This window comes from Longimicrobium sp. (assembly GCF_048594345.1).
Classification (GTDB): Bacteria; Gemmatimonadota; Gemmatimonadetes; order Longimicrobiales; family Longimicrobiaceae; genus Longimicrobium.
In genome coordinates, this window is the sequence record NZ_JBMDXM010000195.1 from 1 (window position 1) to 17,135 (window position 17,135).

At 68.3% G+C, this 17,135-nt stretch carries 13 protein-coding genes; 5 read left to right on the forward strand and 8 right to left on the reverse strand.

What is annotated here, in order from left to right; translation table 11 throughout:
* Window positions 1-433 precede the first annotated feature (433 nt).
* Complete coding sequence (locus ACOJUJ_RS21460; RefSeq protein WP_420128961.1) at window positions 434-1,834, reverse strand: APC family permease; 1,401 nt, start codon at window positions 1,832-1,834, stop codon at window positions 434-436.
* 807 nt (window positions 1,835-2,641) lie between these two features.
* On the opposite strand from ACOJUJ_RS21460, the gene ACOJUJ_RS21465 reads away from it, so the two are divergent.
* Window positions 2,642-4,843, forward strand: a complete 2,202-nt coding sequence (locus ACOJUJ_RS21465; protein ID WP_420128962.1) for a S9 family peptidase — start codon at window positions 2,642-2,644, stop codon at window positions 4,841-4,843.
* Between the two features lie 615 nt (window positions 4,844-5,458).
* Here ACOJUJ_RS21465 and ACOJUJ_RS21470 read toward each other — a convergent pair.
* Window positions 5,459-6,388, reverse strand: a complete 930-nt coding sequence (locus tag ACOJUJ_RS21470; protein WP_420128963.1) for a lysyl oxidase family protein — start codon at window positions 6,386-6,388, stop codon at window positions 5,459-5,461.
* A gap of 689 nt (window positions 6,389-7,077) precedes the next feature.
* Entirely contained in the window at window positions 7,078-9,204 is a 2,127-nt protein-coding gene (locus ACOJUJ_RS21475) for a S9 family peptidase (RefSeq protein WP_420128964.1), read from the reverse strand.
* Window positions 9,205-9,813: 609 nt separating this feature from the next.
* On the opposite strand from ACOJUJ_RS21475, the gene cysK reads away from it, so the two are divergent.
* From cysK to ACOJUJ_RS21495, 4 genes are all read left to right on the forward strand, one after another.
* The gene (gene cysK / locus ACOJUJ_RS21480; protein WP_420128965.1) at window positions 9,814-10,809 is read left to right on the forward strand and encodes a cysteine synthase A; all 996 of its coding nucleotides are present in this window, start codon (window positions 9,814-9,816) and stop codon (window positions 10,807-10,809) included.
* Window positions 10,810-11,375: 566 nt separating this feature from the next.
* Complete coding sequence (locus ACOJUJ_RS21485) at window positions 11,376-11,552, forward strand: hypothetical protein (protein ID WP_420128966.1); 177 nt, start codon at window positions 11,376-11,378, stop codon at window positions 11,550-11,552.
* Between the two features lie 75 nt (window positions 11,553-11,627).
* Window positions 11,628-11,795, forward strand: coding sequence for a hypothetical protein (locus ACOJUJ_RS21490; RefSeq protein ID WP_420128967.1), 168 nt, complete (start codon window positions 11,628-11,630; stop codon window positions 11,793-11,795).
* Window positions 11,796-11,857: 62 nt separating this feature from the next.
* Window positions 11,858-12,469 carry a hypothetical protein gene (locus ACOJUJ_RS21495; RefSeq protein WP_420128968.1) on the forward strand — a complete coding sequence of 204 codons (612 nt, stop codon included), beginning with the start codon at window positions 11,858-11,860 and terminating at the stop codon, window positions 12,467-12,469.
* 42 nt (window positions 12,470-12,511) lie between these two features.
* Here ACOJUJ_RS21495 and glpK read toward each other — a convergent pair whose 3' ends face one another.
* The 5 genes from glpK to ACOJUJ_RS21520 all read right to left on the reverse strand — a co-directional run.
* Window positions 12,512-14,002, reverse strand: a complete 1,491-nt coding sequence (glpK, locus tag ACOJUJ_RS21500) for a glycerol kinase GlpK (protein WP_420128969.1) — start codon at window positions 14,000-14,002, stop codon at window positions 12,512-12,514.
* A 135-nt stretch (window positions 14,003-14,137) separates the two neighbouring features.
* Window positions 14,138-15,145: a Maf family protein gene (locus ACOJUJ_RS21505; RefSeq protein ID WP_420128970.1), complete on the reverse strand. Its 1,008-nt coding sequence runs from the start codon at window positions 15,143-15,145 to the stop codon at window positions 14,138-14,140.
* A complete protein-coding gene (gene dtd / locus ACOJUJ_RS21510) occupies window positions 15,142-15,579 on the reverse strand; it encodes a D-aminoacyl-tRNA deacylase (protein WP_420128971.1) in 438 nt (145 codons plus the stop codon). The genes ACOJUJ_RS21505 and dtd overlap by 4 nt, the downstream gene beginning before the upstream one ends.
* Window positions 15,579-16,394 (reverse strand): methyltransferase domain-containing protein, encoded by an 816-nt coding sequence (locus ACOJUJ_RS21515; protein ID WP_420128972.1) that lies wholly within the window; start codon window positions 16,392-16,394, stop codon window positions 15,579-15,581. The genes dtd and ACOJUJ_RS21515 overlap by 1 nt, the downstream gene beginning before the upstream one ends.
* A gap of 452 nt (window positions 16,395-16,846) precedes the next feature.
* A partial coding sequence (locus tag ACOJUJ_RS21520; protein WP_420128973.1) for a hypothetical protein occupies window positions 16,847-17,135 on the reverse strand: 289 nt, incomplete at its 5' end.

Here is a 17,135-nt window from a genome sequence, read left to right on the forward strand (position 1 = left end):
TGGGTGCATGGGAAGAAGCAGGTGGTGGAGCCCACGCGGAAGCTGAGCGCCACCGAATTGAAGCAACGGGTCTGCAGCTACTACGGATGCGACCTGCTCGACCCAATTGCAAAGCAGGTCGCGTGATATTGCACTAGGCGCCGCCCCGCTTGTGTGTCGCGGAGAGGGGAGGACTTCAGGCGCGCTTCGAACGGCATCGGGCTGCGTCCGCGGTGCCCCTCCCCCGGGCCCTCCCCGCTCGTGCCTCGCGGAGAGGGGAGAACTTCGATCGCGCTCCGGCAAGAATCGAACTGGCGTCCGCCGCGCCCCCTCCGGGCTCGTAAACCTCGCCCACCTCCCCCCAAAACCCCTGGGGGAGGTTGAAATCGATCCCGCTCGGGAGGCGCCGGCAACGCAGTTCGCGACTGGTCCCGACGCAACCCACCCGACCGCTCTACGACCGCGCCTGCTCGTCGCGCGCGGCCTTCTGGGCGGGCAGCGCCTTCCACAGGTAGTAGGCGGGGATGCCGGCCAGGATGATGGCGAAGCCGAACAGCGTCTCCCTGGCGTTGTTGATGGCCGAGTTCAGCAGCATCCCCGTGGCCGCAAGCAGAAAGACGATGGGCACCACCGGGTATCCGATGGTGCGGTAGGGCCGCGACAGGTCCGGACGGGTGCGGCGCAGGCGAAAGACGGCCAGCACCGCCAGCGCGTAGAACGGCCAGATCCCAAGGACGAACGAATCCGCCAGCTGCTGGAAGTTGCGGCCCAGCACGTATGCGATCCCCAGCCCCGCCGCCAGGCCGATGGCCGCATACGGCGTGCGCCAGCGCTTGTGCACCAGCGCGATGGGGCTGAAGAAGTTGCCGTCCGCCGCCATGGCGTACAGGATGCGCGGCCCCGTCATGGTGCTGCCGTTCAGCGCGCCGAAGGTGGAGATCATCACCATCCCCGCCACCACGGACGCGCCCACCGCGCCGAACACCTTCTGCGCCACGTCGCTGGCCACCAGCGTGCTTGCCGCCATCTCCTGCATGGTCATCACCCACAGGTACGCGGCGACGATGGAGAGGTAGATGGCCGCCACCGCCAGCACCCCGCCGATGATGGCGCGCGGCATGGTGCGGCCCGGATCTTTGACCTCGCCGGCCATGAAGGTGAGGTCTGCCCAGCCGTCGTACGCCCACATCACCGACACCAGCGCAAGGCCAAACCCGATCCACGACGCCGGCGCCATCCCGTTCGGATTCGCCAGCGCGCCGCCGCCGCCGTCCCCCAGCAGGAACGCGGCGACCGCCAGCCCCACGATGCACGCGATCTTGGCGCCCGTGCTAAGGTTCTGCACGACGGCGCCCCATCTTACGGACCGGATGTTGGCCAACCCGAGGAGAAAGATCGCCCCCGCAGCCACCCATCGAACCCATTCCGGCCCGTAGCCAAAAAGCCGCCCCGCGTACTCCGCGAAGATCATGGCGATGGCGCCCAGCGCGCTGGGGCGGATGACGAGCAGCTCCGTCCAGCCGAAGAGGAACGCCGGCAGTGGCCCGTACGCCTCGCGCAGAAAGACGTAGATGCCGCCGGAGCGCGGGTACATGGCCGCCAGCTCGGCGATGGTCAGCGCCCCCATCAGCGCCACCACCGCGCCCACGATCCAGATCATGGAGAACGCACCCAGCGTCTCCACGCGTCCGGCGACGGTGCTGGGGACACGGAAGATGCCGCTGCCGATGGTGGATCCCACCAGCACCGCGGCCGCGCTCCAGATGCCCAGCCTGCGCGGCAGCGCGTCGTGAAACGAGCCGGGTTCCTGATCGTTGGGCACGGCGGTCTCGCGCGCCGGATTGGTGACGCTCATCGGGAGATTGGGACGGGTGGGGGGTGAGCCGTACCGGGTGGGCGTGGATGCCGTGGATACGACCGGGAAGATACGCGCGCGCCGCCCCGACTCACAACTGTGAGGGTGTGAGGGTGTGAGGGTGTGAGGGTGTGAGGGTGTGAGGGTGTGAGGGTGTGAGGGTGAACGGGTGAACGGGTGAACGGGTGAAGGGGGTGAAGGGGTGAAGGGGTGAAGGGGTGAAGGGGTGAGCGACGGCATCCGTGTCGCGCGGGCTCCAGAACGTCCCGTCGCATCGTAACACGGCAACACGGCACCGCCACGAGACCGCCCCATCCACCACGCCCCGGCCACGGCAGCACGGGCTAAAAAGCCCGCGGCTGGAAAGGCCACAAGCCCCGTCCTGGGCTCGCGAAGCTCGCCCGGCGAGGCTTCACCCGCTCGTTGCGTCGTGGTCCGAGGATCGATCGGAGAAGTTTCGGTTGCGACGGGGTTGCGATGGACGCCCTTCTCCGCCGGCCTCCGAACCGCCGCGGGATCCGCCCCACGCTCAACCTCCCCCGGCAGTTTCGGGGGAGGTGGGCGAGTGGTGCTCGCCCGGGGGGGGGGCGGCACCGAGCCATCCACAACACCCCACCCCCATCCGCTCACACCCTCACACCCTCACACCCTCACACCCTCACACCCGTTCACCCGTTCACCCGTTCACCTACTGGCGAACCTCCGCGCCACATGGCAGTATCACACGCATCACGATCCAGAAACCGCGCGGGCGGAACCGCGCCGCGCGGCATCATCCAGGAGAACGGCATCATCAACCCAATGCCCATGCGAACTTCCGTCCGGCATCTGGCCGTTGGACTCTCGGCGTTCCTCATCGCCGCGCCCGCGGCCGCGCAGCAGACGCAGACCGCGCAGTCGCGGCTCACGGTGGAGCGCATCTTCTCCGGCGAGTTCCGGCTGCAGGGGCTGCCCGCCATCCAGTGGCTCAACGACGGCCAGCGCTACACCTTCGTGGGCGACAACGGCGACCTGATGGTCGAGGACGCCGCCAGCGGCCGCCGCGAGGTGCTGGTCGCCGCCAGCGCGCTGGTGCCGCAGGGCGCGCAGCGGCCCATCGAGATCGAGGACTACGAGTGGTCCGACGACGAGCGCAAGCTGCTGGTGTTCACCAACTCGCAGCGCGTGTGGCGCGAGAACACCCGCGGCAAGTTCTACGTGTGGGACCTGGACCGACGCACCCTTGCACCCATCAGCACGCAGAACGGCTGGCAGATGTTCGCCAAGTTCTCGCCCGACGGGAGCAAGGTGGGCTTCGTTCGCGACAACGATCTGTACGTGGCCGACCTGGCCACGGGTGGCGAGACGCGGCTTACCAGCGACGGCGGCGAGCAGATCATCAACGGCACCTTTGACTGGGTGTACGAGGAGGAGCTGGGGCTGCAGGACGGCTGGCGCTGGAGCCCCGACGGCCAGCGCATCGCGTTCTGGCGCATCGACCAGTCGCCCGTCCGTACCTTTTACATGATCCAGGAGACGGACAGCCTGTACTCGCAGCCGATCGCGCTGCGCTACCCCAAGGCGGGCACGCCCAACCCCGTCGCCCGCATCGGCGTGGTGGGCGTGGGCGGCGGGGCCACCACGTGGATGGACACGGGGAGCGACACCGAGGCCCTGCTGGCGCGGATGGAGTGGGCCGAGTCGCCCACGGAAATCGTCATCCAGCGCACCAACCGCATCCAGAACCGCAACGACGTGCTGCTGGCCGACGCCACCACCGGCCGCACCCGTCCGCTGTTCACCGAAAGCGACGCCGCCTGGGTGGACGTTCACGACGATTTTCAGTGGCTCAACGACGGCCGCCAGTTCCTGTGGAGCAGCGAGCGCGACGGGTGGAACCACCTGTACGTGTACAACCGCGACGGCAGCGTGGCGCGCCAGCTTACCCGCGGCCCGTGGGAGGTCACGCGGGTGATGGGCGTGGACGAGCGCGGCGGCTGGGTGTACTTCGGCGCCACCGAAGAGGGGCCGGAGGAGCGCCACGTCTACCGCGTGCGGCTGAACGGCCGCGGCGGCATGGAGCAGCTGAGCCGCGAGGCGGGGACGCACAACGCCACCGTAAGCCCCGCCGGCACCTACTACCTGGACGCGTACTCCACCATCTCCACGCCGCCGGTCACGCGGCTGCACCGCGCCAACGGGGCGCCGGTGCGCACGCTGGTGGAGAACACGCCGGCCCGCGAGGCGATCGGCCGGCTGGGGCTGGGCGCGCCGGAGTTCTTTACCGTCCGCACGCAGGACGGGGCAGAGCTGAACGCGTGGATGATCAAGCCGGCGGACTTTGACCCGTCACGCAAGTACCCGGTACTCATGTACGTGTACGGCGGCCCCGGCTCGCAGACGGTGCTGAACTCGTGGTCCGGCAGCCGCTACCTGTGGCACCAGTCGCTCGCGCAGCGCGGCTACATCGTGGTGAGCGTGGACAACCGCGGCACCGGCGCGCGCGGACGCGACTTCAAGAAGTCCGTGTACCTCAAGCTGGGCCAGCAGGAGGCGGCGGACCAGATCGAAGCCGCCAACTGGCTGGCGTCGCAGCCGTACGTGGACGCGGGCCGCATCGGCATCTGGGGGTGGAGCTACGGCGGATACGCCACGGCCATGGCGATGACGCGCTCCGGTGCGCCGTTCAAGGCCGGGATCGCCGTGGCGCCGGTGGCCGACTGGGGGCTGTACGACACCATCTACACCGAGCGCTTCATGCGCACGCCGCAGGAGAACCCCGAGGGGTACCGCCTGGGCGCGCCGCAGACGGCCGCCGCCAACCTGCGCGGCAAGCTGCTCATCGTGCACGGCACGGGCGACGACAACGTGCACTTTCAGAACAGCGTGCGGCTGGCCAACGCGCTGCAGGCGGCGGGAAAGCAGTTCCAGTTCATGGCCTATCCCAACCGCACGCACTCCATCAGCGGCGGCCCGACGAGCGCGCACCTGCACAATCTGCTTACGGACTGGATCATCCAGAACCTGTGATGGTGTGATGGTGTGAGGGTGTGAGGGTGTGATGGTGTGATGGTGTGATGGTGTGATGGTGTGATGGTGTGATGGGGTGATGGTGTGAGGGTGTGAGGGTGTGAAGATGCGTTAGTGCGGAAGAGGCTCGTCTCCAGCGTTGGAGACGGGCCTCTTCGCATATCCACAACAGGAACGGATCTCACGCGGAGCCGCGGAGGAGGCGGAGGCGCGGAGAAGTTCTCCGCGTCTCCGCGCCCTCCGCGTCTCCGCGTGACACCTTCCGTCAGCGGCCGCCGATGTCTCATACCAAATCCGGCAAAACACCTCACCTCAAGTGCGACTACAGGAAACAGAGGTCAGGGTACAGAGGAACCGAGAACAGCCAGAGGAACAGAGGAGGAATGCGGATCACCTCTGTTCCTCTGGCCGTTCCCGGTTCCTCTGTACCTTCCGATGTTGTTTTTCCGGATTCGGTATCATATCACGGTGCTGCGGCCTGTCCCACGGGCGCAGCGGGGATGGGAGGAAGTGGAGCGGAGGGTCTTTACGCGACGAGGCGGGGGAATCGCTCCCCCGCCTCGTCCTCGTCTACCCGGCCCCCGGCGGAACGCGTCCGCCGGGATGGCGCGCGGATCAGTGCTTGTTGCCGTGCGCTTCCGGGTGGTGGTAGGAGTCAAGCTCCTCCTTGAACTGGCCGGCGCCCGGGCCGTAGCCCGTGCGGCCCACGCGGTTGGGCACCTCGATCACCACCTCGCCCACGTTGTTGTCGTACGACGCTTCCTTGAACATGTGGCACATGCCGCGCGAATCCTTGGCCGGGCACACCTCGCCCGCCGTCTGGGCAAACGGCGGATTGGCGGTGATGCGGATGATGTAGCGGCCCGGCGGCACCGGCTCGTTGGGATCGGACAGCAGGAACAGCTGGCCGGGAAGCTGCTTGACGTACATGTCGCCAAACCCGGTGCTGATCCCCTGGTTGCCGTGCAGGGTCAGGTTGCCGCAGTTGTTGTAGTAGCGGGCCTTGGGGGCCGTGCCGTCCTGCGCCCAGGGGGTGGTGTCAAGCATGCAGAAGCCGCGCTTGCGGGCCTGCACCGCGGTGCCGCGCGAGCCGTCCGGGTTCACGCGGATGATCTCGTACGTGGCGTAGTTGCGGAAGTGGAAGTGCGCGTGGCAGCTGGCGAACTCGAACAGCCGGTCGCTGTCGGCAAAGTCGCCGTCGCCGTTGGGGTCCATGTGCGCAAGCGGATCGCCCACGTACAGGTCGGCGTCGCCGATGTTGTTGATCAGCACGGAGAAGCGCAGCGAGCGGTGCGTGCCGGTGGGGATGTTGCCCTCTTCAACGCTGCACTGCCCGTCGATGAACTCTTCCTCGCGAACCACCCACGAGCTGGCGATGGTGCGGGTATCCACCACCAGGTCGGGGGTGCCCACCAGGTCCTGCTGGGCCGCCTGGGAGATCCCTTCGGGGGCCGAGAGGCCACCCGCGGCCTGCTCACATGCGGCCACCGTGCCGGCCGCCAGCAGCGCCGCGGCGCCCCATCCAAAAACCGAGAGTCTGCGCATTCGTCGTCTCCACTGAGGAGGTGAAATACGGGGACGGGTGTCCCCGGGGGGTGCCCGCCGCGGGGGGCCGCGGGCTCTGAACAACTATGGTGCAGCGCGGGTGCGTTACGGTGCACGCCAGGCGCCGCGAATTGCGCTCATTTTGGCGGATAGCATTAGCCCTGCGGATACATTCGCGGACCGCTACGACCAACGGTAGAACGTTGCCGCGGGCCTGCATGCGGCGTGGGGAGTGCTGGTACTGCCTGCTGATGATCCGCGAAGCCTCAGGTACCGCAGGGGATTTCGACGGAGGGTTCTGCCTGGCTTTTGCTCAGCCTGATCCGGCCGGGGAGGTCGAAACAGGGCGGGAACGGTGTGCCCTGATTACAAGACGCGTGCCACCCCTCTCGTAGCAGTTCAGATGAAGACGTTCCTGCCGCGCATCCTCACCCGGACGGATTGTACGCGTCGCAGCGGCTGGACAGCGTTGCACCCGGAGGCGCGATCGGACCGGCACTCTTTTCCGTTTCGTGTAAAAGAGTGCCGACTGATGCGGAGATTGGGTGGATCCCGACGACGCTCAACGGACCCGGAACGTACCCGTGGAAACGCGGAACGGGCGCACGGCCAATTCGGCCACGCGCCCGTTCCGTCCATCGAACCACCCGCGCGCCTCGGCACGCGGGTGCGCCGTTCATCCCACGAGCCTACTGGTGAATGCCCAGGTGGTGCAGGATGAAGGCGTAGCGGAACGCCGTCTCGCGCAGCGCGTCGTAGCGGCCGGACGAGCCGCCGTGGCCGGCGCCCATGTTGGTGCGCAGCAGAAGGGGGTTGTCGTCCGTCTTCATGGCCCGCAGCCGCGCCACCCACTTGGCCGGCTCCCAGTACGCCACGCGCGGATCGTTCAGCCCCGTGGTCACCAGCATGGTGGGGTACGCCTTGCGCTCGACGTTGTCGTACGGCGAGTACGAGAGCATGTAGCGGTACTCGTCCTCGTTCACCGGGTTGCCCCACTGCTCCCACTCGCCCGCCGTAAGCGGGATGCTGGCGTCGGCCATGGTGTTGATCACGTCCACGAACGGAACGTCGGCCACGACGACCTTGAACAGGTCGGGGCGCATGTTCACCACCGCGCCCATCAGCAGCCCGCCGGCGCTGCCGCCGCGGATGGCCAGCCGCTCGCCGCTGGTGTACCGCTCGCGCACCAAGTGCTCCGCCGAGGCGATGAAGTCGGTGAAGGTGTTGCGCTTGTTGAGCATCTTTCCCTGGTCGTACCAGGCGCGCCCCATCTCCTGCCCGCCGCGGATGTGCGCGATGGCAAAGATCACCCCGCGGTTCAGCAGGCTCAGGTTGGCGCTGGAGAAGGAGGGGTCGGTGCTGCTGCCGTAGGAGCCGTACGCGTACAGCAGCATGGGACGCGATCCGTCTAGCGCCAGCGGCTTTTTGTACACCACGGAGATGGGGACCCGGGTGCCGTCGCTGGCCCGCGCCCAGGTGCGCTCGGTGGCGTACTGCGAGGGATCGTACCCGCCCAGCACCTCGTCCTGCTTGCGCAGCTCGCGGCGGCGCGTGGCCATGTCGTAGTCGTACACGGCGGGCGGCGTCACCATGCTCTGGTAGCCAAAGCGCAGGCTGGCGGTGTTGTACTCCGGGTTGCTTCCCGGCGCCGCCGTGTAGACCGATTCCTCGAACGCGATCACGTGCTCGTCGTTGCGGCGGATGTCGCGGACGCGGATCTGCCGCAGCGCGTTGGTGCGCTCGTACAGCACCAGGTGGTCGCGAAACACGTCGAACCCGTCCAGCAGCACCGAATCGCGGTGCGGCACCAGGTCGCGCCAGGCGGCGCGGGAGGGGTCGCCCTCCGGCGCGGTGACCAGCTTGAAGTTGTTGGCCCCGTCCGCGTTGGTGCGGATGACGAACCGGCCGTCCTGGTGGTTCACCGTGTACAGAAGGTCCTTCTGCCGCGGCACCACCACGCGGAACGGATCGTTGGGCCGGCCGGCCGGCACCACCCACGCCTCGGAGGTGGTGTAGCTGCCGCTGGAAAGCACCAGGTACGCGTCGTCCTTGGTGCGGTACACGCCCACCCGGAACAGCACGTCGGGCTCGTGAAACACCCTCTGATCCTGCGACGGGCTGGTGCCCAACGTGTGGCGATAAACGCGGTCCGGTCGGTTGGCCTCGTCGGTCCGGGTGTAGAACAGGGTGCGGTTGTCCGCGGCCCACGTGGCACCAAAGCCCAGGCTGTCCACGCGCTCGGGCAGGATCTCGCCCGTCTCCAGGTTCTTCACCATCAGCGTAAAGCGCTCGGAGCCGGTGGTGTCGATGGAGAACGCCAGCAGCCGGTGGTCCGGGCTCACCGTAAAGGCGCCCAGGCTGAAGTAGCGCGTGCCCTGCGCCATCTGGTTCTGGTCCAGGATGATCTCTTCGGGCGCCTGCATGCTGCCGCGCCGCCGGGCGAAGATGGGGTACTGCTGCCCCTCCACCGTCCGCGAGTAGTACAGGTACGGGCCAATGCGGTCGGGCACCCGCGCGTCGGTCTGCTTGAGCCGCCCCAGGATCTCCTGGTACAGCGTCTCCTGCAGCTGCCGGGTGGGCTCCATCACCGCCTCGGTGTAGCGGTTCTCCGCCTCCAGGTAGGGGATCACCTCCGGGTTGGCGCGGTCGCGCAGCCAGAAGTAGTTGTCCACCCGCACGTCGCCGTGCAGGGTGTCGGTCTTGGGGACCATCCGCGCCACCGGGGGCGTGGGACGGCTTCCGTTCTGGGCCGGGGCGGGCGCCGCGAACGTCGCGGCGGCAAGGAGCGCCAGAAGGCGCAGCGTGGTTCGCGGCATGGGCTGCAGACCGGGATCAGGGGGATGCTAAAAACTTGGCAGACTGACGATAATCGTCGGGTGCCGGGCGCGACAGGGGGACGCACCCGCGGGGTCACGGAACGCATTCCGCGTCGCGGGGGATCATGAGGCTAACCCGCCCCTGGGCGCTCGATCGTCGATCACCCGGAAACGCAGGTGGATCGGAGGTGCGGGGACTGTGACGGCGCGGGAGAACGGCCGGCGGTACTTTGCCCGCGGTGAGCGTGGGAAAGCGCGTAGGGTGGCGCCGGATGATCGCGCGGGTACGGTGCCACGGGGTCACATGACCCTGGCGTTCGGGCTGCGGCCGAGCGAATGTAGGGCAAGCGCCAGACTCTGATGTCGGTTTTGATGTCTGGAATCGTGCGCATTGATTGGCGATGAGGCAGACGCGTCTGCGTGGATTGCGGCGCTGGAAGGCCGATCGGCCCGCAGGCCGTCGGGCAGGCCAACGATCCGTAGCGGCGCGTAGAGAGCGAAGGAGGCTGCAAGGCCGTCCGTCATCCTTTCGTCCTGGTGGCGATTGGACGCGAGAAGTGTGGAAACGCTGAGCTAGTCCACCTGGAACTTTGGAACGGAGAGGACCCGATGCCGCGCGGAAAGATCTTCGCAGACGTCACGCAGACCATGGGCGACACCCCGCTCATCCAGCTCAACCGCCTGGGCGCGGGGCTGCCCGGCCGTATCGCCATCAAGCACGAGGGCTACAACCCCTTCAACTCCGTCAAGGACCGCATTGGCGCGGCCATGGTTGACGACGCCGTGGAGCGTGGCGTGCTGCGCCCGGGGATGGTGGTGGTGGAGCCCACGAGCGGCAACACGGGGATCGGTGTGGCGTACGCCGCGGTGGCGCGAGGCTTTCGCTGCGTCTTCGTGATGCCGGAGACGATGACGATCGAGCGGCGCAACATGCTGCGCGCGCTGGGCTGCCACCTGGTGCTCACCGAGGGCCCCAAGGGGATGAAGGGCGCCATCGCCCGCGCCACCGATATCGCGGAAAAGCTGGGCGACCGCGCGTGGATGCCGCGCCAGTTCGACAACCCCGCCAACCCGGCCATCCACTACCGCACCACGGGCCCGGAGATCTGGGCCGATACGGACGGCAAGGTGGACGTGTTCGTCGCCGGGGTGGGAACCGGCGGCACCATCACCGGCGCGGGCCGGTTTCTGCGCGAAAAGAAGCCGGACATCCGCATCGTCTGCGTGGAGCCGGCGGAAAGCCCGGTCATCTCGGGCGGGCAGCCCTCGCCGCATAAGCAGCAGGGGATCGGCGCCGGCTTCATTCCCGGCAACCTGGACACGGACATCTTCGACGAGGTGGTCACCGTCACCAACGACGACGCCATCGCCACGGCGCGGCGGCTGGCGCGCGAGGAAGCCATCTTCGCCGGCATCTCGTCCGGTTCCATCACCTGGGCGGCGCTGCAGGTGGCCGCGCGGCCGGAAATGGAGGGCAAGCTGATCGTCTCCATCATCTGCGACTTTGGCGAGCGCTACCTCTCCAACCCGGTCTACGCCGAGCTGCCGGATCAGGACTTCAGCGAATTCGAAGACGCGTTCGCGGCGGAGCCGGTTCCGGCGTAGTTCGGAGGCAGATCGACGGAAGGTGTCACGCGGAGGGCGCGGAGGCGCGGAGAGCGATGTTCTCCGCGCCTCCGCGTCTTATTTCGTGAGGGGCCTTTTCGTGGGTGATGCGCGTCCCGCCGCCCTTCTCGGGAGTGTCCTCTCTCCAGGACAATCATCCCTGACATTGTGCTGAAGGAGATCGTCCAAGCTATTGATTCAGAGCAACTTGAAGATTCAGGCCGAAGTGGCAGGCGGGGTGCTTATAGAAATGGTGAAGTCAGCGCGACACCGGAGCTACGGAGCCGCTGGCCTGATCCCCTTCCCCGCCGCGCGGCAACGCTCCGCGCGCTGAAGTCATAGATTAAGATGTTGCGCAGGCGCGGCCCGGAATTCTCCGGGCCGCGTTTCGCATCTATTCGTTTATCAACCACTTACGATTTTCGCCCACAGAGACTTTGCGCGCCTGTGGCCAATTCGGTGCGAGCACCTTCGGTCTCTGTTGACTTTGCTTACTTCGGGGGACTGGACGGACGCTCCGGACGCATTACATTCGACGAAAACGAGCAGCATTCACGGAGGCCAACATGCCCGAGACGAAGACACCTTGGCGCACTCTGGTTACCGGCGGCCCGACCGGCCGCTTTACCCGCGAGCAGATCCGCAAGGCGGTGATAGAGGTCAAGGCAGAGAGCGACGCCCGGGCGCGAGAGGCCCGTTTGAAGCGCCGCGCCGCCAAGGCAGCCAGGCGGAGAGCGGCGTAGAAGCTCAATTGCCGCGGATCGTACGCGGTAACCGTGAAAGCGGATACAAGATCAGCATCCACAGGAAGGATGATCATGCCGAAGAACAAGCTGCCGTGGCGGACGCTCGCCCCTCCAGGGCCCAGTGGCCGTCTGGACCCCGTGCTGGTCAGGAAGGCAATCCTCGAGGTGAAGGCAGAGAGCGAGGCCCGGGATCGCGAGCAGACGCGCGTCCAGAAGGAGAAGGAGCGGCGCTCGGCGTAACGAGTCCCGTACCGCGGTCGCGACGCCGTACGGCGCCTCCGCCGTACGAGTGGAGCGTATTCTTGAACTGCCCGTTCGATGCGGCGTACCGGCCGCTGTTCGAGGCGCTGGTCTTCGCCATCCACGACTGTGGCTTCGAGGCACGCTGCGCTCTGGAAGCGGAGGACAGCGGAGAGCTCAGGATGCGCAAGATCAAGCGCATCATCCGAGAGTGCGAGTACGGCATCCATGACATCTCGCACGTGCAGCTGAATGCGAAGGATGGACTCCCGCGCTTCAACGTACCGCTGGAACTCGGTCTGTTTCTCGGGGCGCAGGAGTACGGGGCGGGTTCACAGAAGCAGAAGCGCTCGCTGATCCTGGACGCGGAGCCGGACAGGTACCACAGGTTTTGCTCCGACATCGCCGGGCAGGACATCCGCGCACACGGCGGCGAGCCCGCGGGTGCGATCGCGGCCGTGCGGGCGATGCTGTCGACGGCGCTGGATGGGAATGCACGCCTGCCCGGTGCCGCAACCATCTGCTCCCGCTTCACTCGTTTCCGCGCGGACCTTCCCCGCATCTGCCGCCAACTGCATGTAAAGGTGGCCGAGTTGCAGTTCATGGAACTGCGCTCATTTGTGATGGAGTGGCTGGCCGAGCACCCGCTCCCGTTTGAGAAGCGACCCGTCTGAACAAGGCGGAGACTCGCTCCGCCCCGACCTTCTGACGCCGCCTCACCCCGCGTCCGTGGCCCAGGCGCGGGTGGCGGCCAGGGCGCGGCGCCAGCCGGACAGAAGGGCAGCGCGGCCGGAGGCATCGGCGGCGGGCTCGAAGACGCGCTCGTCGGGGCGGGCGGCGTGAAACTCCTCCGGCGAAGCCCAGAAGCCCGTGGCAAGGCCCGCAAGGCCGGCGGCGCCGCGGGCCGTCATCTCCACCATGGCCGGGCGGCGGACGGGTACCCCCAGCACGTCGGCCTGAAACTGCATCATCCAGTTGTTGGCCGTGGCCCCGCCGTCCACGCGCAGCTCTCCGATCCGCACCCCCGCATCCCCCTGCATCGCCTCCACCACGTCGTGCGTGGAGAACGCCATCGCCTCCAGCGCGGCGCGCACCAGGTGCGCGCGCGTGCTCCCGCGCGTCAGGCCGACGATCGTCCCCCGCGCGCCCGGCTCCCAGTGCGGCGCGCCCAGCCCCGTGAAGGCGGGAACAAAGTAGACGCCGTCGTTGGATTCAAGCGAGCGCGCCAGGAACTCCGTCTCGCCGGCGTTCTCCACGATGCGCAGGCCGTCGCGCAGCCACTGCACGGCGGCGCCGGCGATGAAGATCGAACCCTCCAGCGCAAACGCCCGCTCACCGCGCGGGCCGCAGGCGGCGGTGGTGAGCAGTCCCTGCCGCGATTCCACCGGCTGGTCGCCCGTGTGGACCAGCAGAAACGCGCCGGTGCCGTAGGTGTTCTTGCTCTGCCCGGGGCTCCAGCACCCGTGCCCGTACAGCGCCGACTGCTGGTCCCCCGCGATCCCCGCCACCGGAATCTCGGCATCGAAGGCGCGGCCGTCCGTGGTCCCGTACACCTCTGACGACGCGCGTACCTCTGGCAGGACGGCGGCGGGAACTCCGAACAGGTCCAGCATCTCCGGATCCCAGGCGCCGCTGCGCAGGTTGTACAGCAGGGTGCGCGAGGCGTTGGTGGGGTCCGTCAGGTGCAGCCGGCCGCCGGTGAGGCACCAGACCAGCCACGTGTCGATGGTCCCCGCGGCCAGTTCGCCGGCCTCGGCGCGGGCGCGGGCGCCGGGGACGTGATCCAGCAGCCACGACAGCTTGGTGGCGCTGAAGTACGGGTCGATGACCAGCCCCGTGCGCCGCCGCACCTCCGGCTCGTGCCCGGCCTCCTTGAGCGCGCGGCACGCGTCCGCCGTGCGCCCGTCCTGCCAGACCAGTGCGTGGTGGATCGGCCGCCCGGTCGACCGGTCCCAGACCACGATGGTTTCGCGCTGGTTGGTGATGCCGATGCCGGTAACCGCGTCCATCCGCAGGCGCGCCTCGGCCGTGGCCACGCGGGCGACGCGGCGGGTAACGTCCCAGATCTCCTCCGCATCGTGCTCCACCCACCCCGGCCGCGGAAAGTGCTGCGTGAACTCGCTGTACGCGCGCCCGCGCACCTGCCCGTCGTGGTCGATGACCAGGCAGGTGACGCCCGTGGTGCCTTCGTCGATGGCGAGGATCATGGGAGGATCCGGATGGTGGTGAGGGCCCAGGCGGGCGGAACGTGGCCGGCTCCGCCCCGTGGCGGTTGAACCCGCGGCTGCAACTGCACGAAATCCGCCTGCGCGGATTGTGCGGCCGCCGGCATCCGCGCGGGATCAGCCGCTGGACGCCGCCTTCAACTGCCCGAACGCATACCGCCAGCCGTGGCGCTCGATCAGAGAAAGCATGCGGACGACGGGGAGGCCCATGACGGCAAAGTAGTCGCCGTCGATGCCGTCGACGATGGCGCTGCCGAAGCCCTGGATGCCGTACGCGCCGGCCTTGTCCATCGGCTCGCCGGTGGCGACGTACTCCTCGGCGGCGGCGCGGTCCAGCGCGTGAAAGCGGACGCGCACGCGCTCCAGTCCGCTTTCCACGCGCCCGCCGTGCGCCACGGCCACGCCGGTGCACACCTCGTGCTCCCGCCCGGAAAGCCGCATCAGCATCTCGACGGCGTGCGCGGTGTCGCGCGGCTTGCCCAGCACGTCGCCGTCGATGACGACGATGGTGTCGGAGCCCACCACCAGCGCCTCCGGCCGGTCCGCAGCGATCTTGAGGGCTTTTTCGCGCGACAGGCGCTCGGCGTGCTCCGGCGGCGTCTCGCCGTGCTGATAGCTCTCGTCGATGTCGGCGGGGAGCGTCTCGAACTCCAGCCCCAGACGGCCGATGAGCTCGGCGCGGCGGGGGGACTGCGAGGCGAGCACCAGCGGCGGAACGGCGGCTCGGTTCATCGAACGTTTCCGGAGAAATTCGTCATGACGGGCCCGCTCTTCGTCGCTCGGCGCGGGCTCGTCGCTGATCCAGGCAAACACGTCCTCGTCCAGCTGCATCGCCGCCAGCAGCTCGCGCCGTGCTTCGGCCGGACCGTCCGCCCAGTCCACTTCCACGTGCGTGTCGGGTCCCAGCTGATGCTCCGGGCGCGTCAGCAGCAGGTGGCGGCCGGACGGGAGCCGGATCCCGGCGCCCTCGCACGGACCGAGCCCGTCCTCTTCCCAACGGACGAACGAGGCGCCGAAGCGCGCGGCCAACTCGTGCGGCTCCAGCGCCAGCGTCGCGATGAAGCGGGACTGGCCGGACGGCCACCGTCCCATCCGCGGCGCACCGAATGCGTCGCGCGGGCTCACCGTTCCAGGATCAGCGTCACGGGGCCGTCGTTCACCAGCTCCACGTCCATCATCGCGCCAAACTCGCCGGTGCCCACGGGCAGGCCGGTCGCGCGGAGGAGTTCGACGAAGCGCTCGTACAGCGGGATGGCGATCTCCGGCCGCGCGGCGTCCACAAAGCTGGGGCGGCGGCCCTTGCGCGTGTCGCCGTACAGCGTGAACTGCGATACCACCAGCAGCCCGCCGCCCGCCTCCTGCACGGAGCGGTTCATCTTTCCCTCGTCGTCCGGAAAGATGCGCAGCCCCACCACCTTGTCCGCCATCCACGCGAGCGCATCCTCCGAATCACCGTCCGCGAAGCCGGCCAGCAGCAGCAGCCCGCGGCCGATCTCGCCGGTGACGCGGCCCTCGACGGTGACGCGGGCCCGCGAGACGCGCTGCAGTACGATGCGCATCAGCGGCGCACCCCCACCACCTCTACCATCGGCGGCGAGACCAGGTACGCGGCGGGATCGGCGGCGCGCGCGGCCCAGACGGCGTCGAACGCCAGGCGCTCGTCCTCCGCCAGATAGCCGGTCTGCACCAGGTGCGGGAGAAAGTTGTCGAAGAAGGTGCGCGGCCATTCCCATAGCGCGTCGCCCGGCCGCGCGATGCGGGCGATGGGGGTGATGGAGACCACCTCCAGCCCCGCGTCGGTCATCATCCGCGGCACGCGCGCGCCCACGTTGGGATCGCCGCCGCCGTCGCGCCACGAAGCCACGATCGCCGCGACCACGCGGTGGACGGCGGGATCCTCCGGCGCGATCTGAAAGGCGGCGTAGTGGTAGTAGTCGTGCACCACCAGCCGTCCGCCGGGCCGCAGCACCCTTGCCGCCCCGGCCACCACGGCCTCCGGGCGACGCAGAAACGTCAGCACCCAGCGGGCGTACGCGCCGTCGAAGCTCTCCGGCGCCAAGGCCAGCTCCTCCACGTCCTGCACCTCCACGGCGACGTTGGCCATGCCGTTGGCGGCGGCGCGCGCCTGCAGGTGCGCCACAAAGCGCGGCGACACGTCCACGCCCACCACGCGCCCCTGCTGCCCCACGAGCCGGGCCAGGTCCAGCGTGGCGTAGCCCGGGCCGCAGCCGATGTCCAGCACACTGTGCCCCGGCCCAAAGCCGCCGCGCTCCCACGACGCGGCAGCCGTGCCCGCCCACACCTGGTGCTGAAAGCCCAGGCGGCGCAGCTCGTCGTCGTCCGTGCCCAGCAGGTACTCGTTTTCTTCGCGCATCGTCCGCCGGTGATGGGGACGCGCGGAAGATACACGGCGGTGGCGCGGCGGCAAACCACTCCCGCTCACCTCCATCGCCGAGGTGGCGGACGGTTCTCCAGATCGCGCATCAGGTGGTGCGATCGACAGGGTGCGGTGCGCTCCGGTGATCATCCACCGATCCACATCCCCTCTTCAAAAAAATTCTCATGGCCCCCTGCCGCATTCCATCTACCTCCCGTTCCCGACACCTCCACAAAAGAGTGTGCCTCGTCGACATCCTACACCCGCACCCGACACTGAGGAACCCGGCTCCACCCCGCAGCCGGAGGAGACGCCGAGAGCAAACTCTGTTGACTCTGTTAACTCTGTGTGAGGCCCATTCTTTCGTGGATTCGGCCCAGTGCCGGAGGACCGGCACGAGCAAACTCCCGAGTCTGGTCCAAGAAGTCACGATGGCTGATGCGGCGGTGTCAGGCGAATGCGGCCGTGGCCCATTGAGCGGGTCTCCAGAGGCGGATGAAGGCTCGGAACCGTCCGCGCAATCGCGGCCCCCGCCCGCCGGCATGTGCAACGAGGCGCAGAATCGGGACGCAGACGGGGCGTGAGGCCACCGGTTGAGACGGTGGAGACGCGGGCCTGCGCTGATAGCGGTAGATCCGGCCGAAGTTGATCCCGACCGCGCGCAGAAAACCAAAGCGGCGGCCCGCGTGCAGACCGCGCGTGCGCAGCTTGCCGTTGCGGCACGGCGCGTTGAACTGC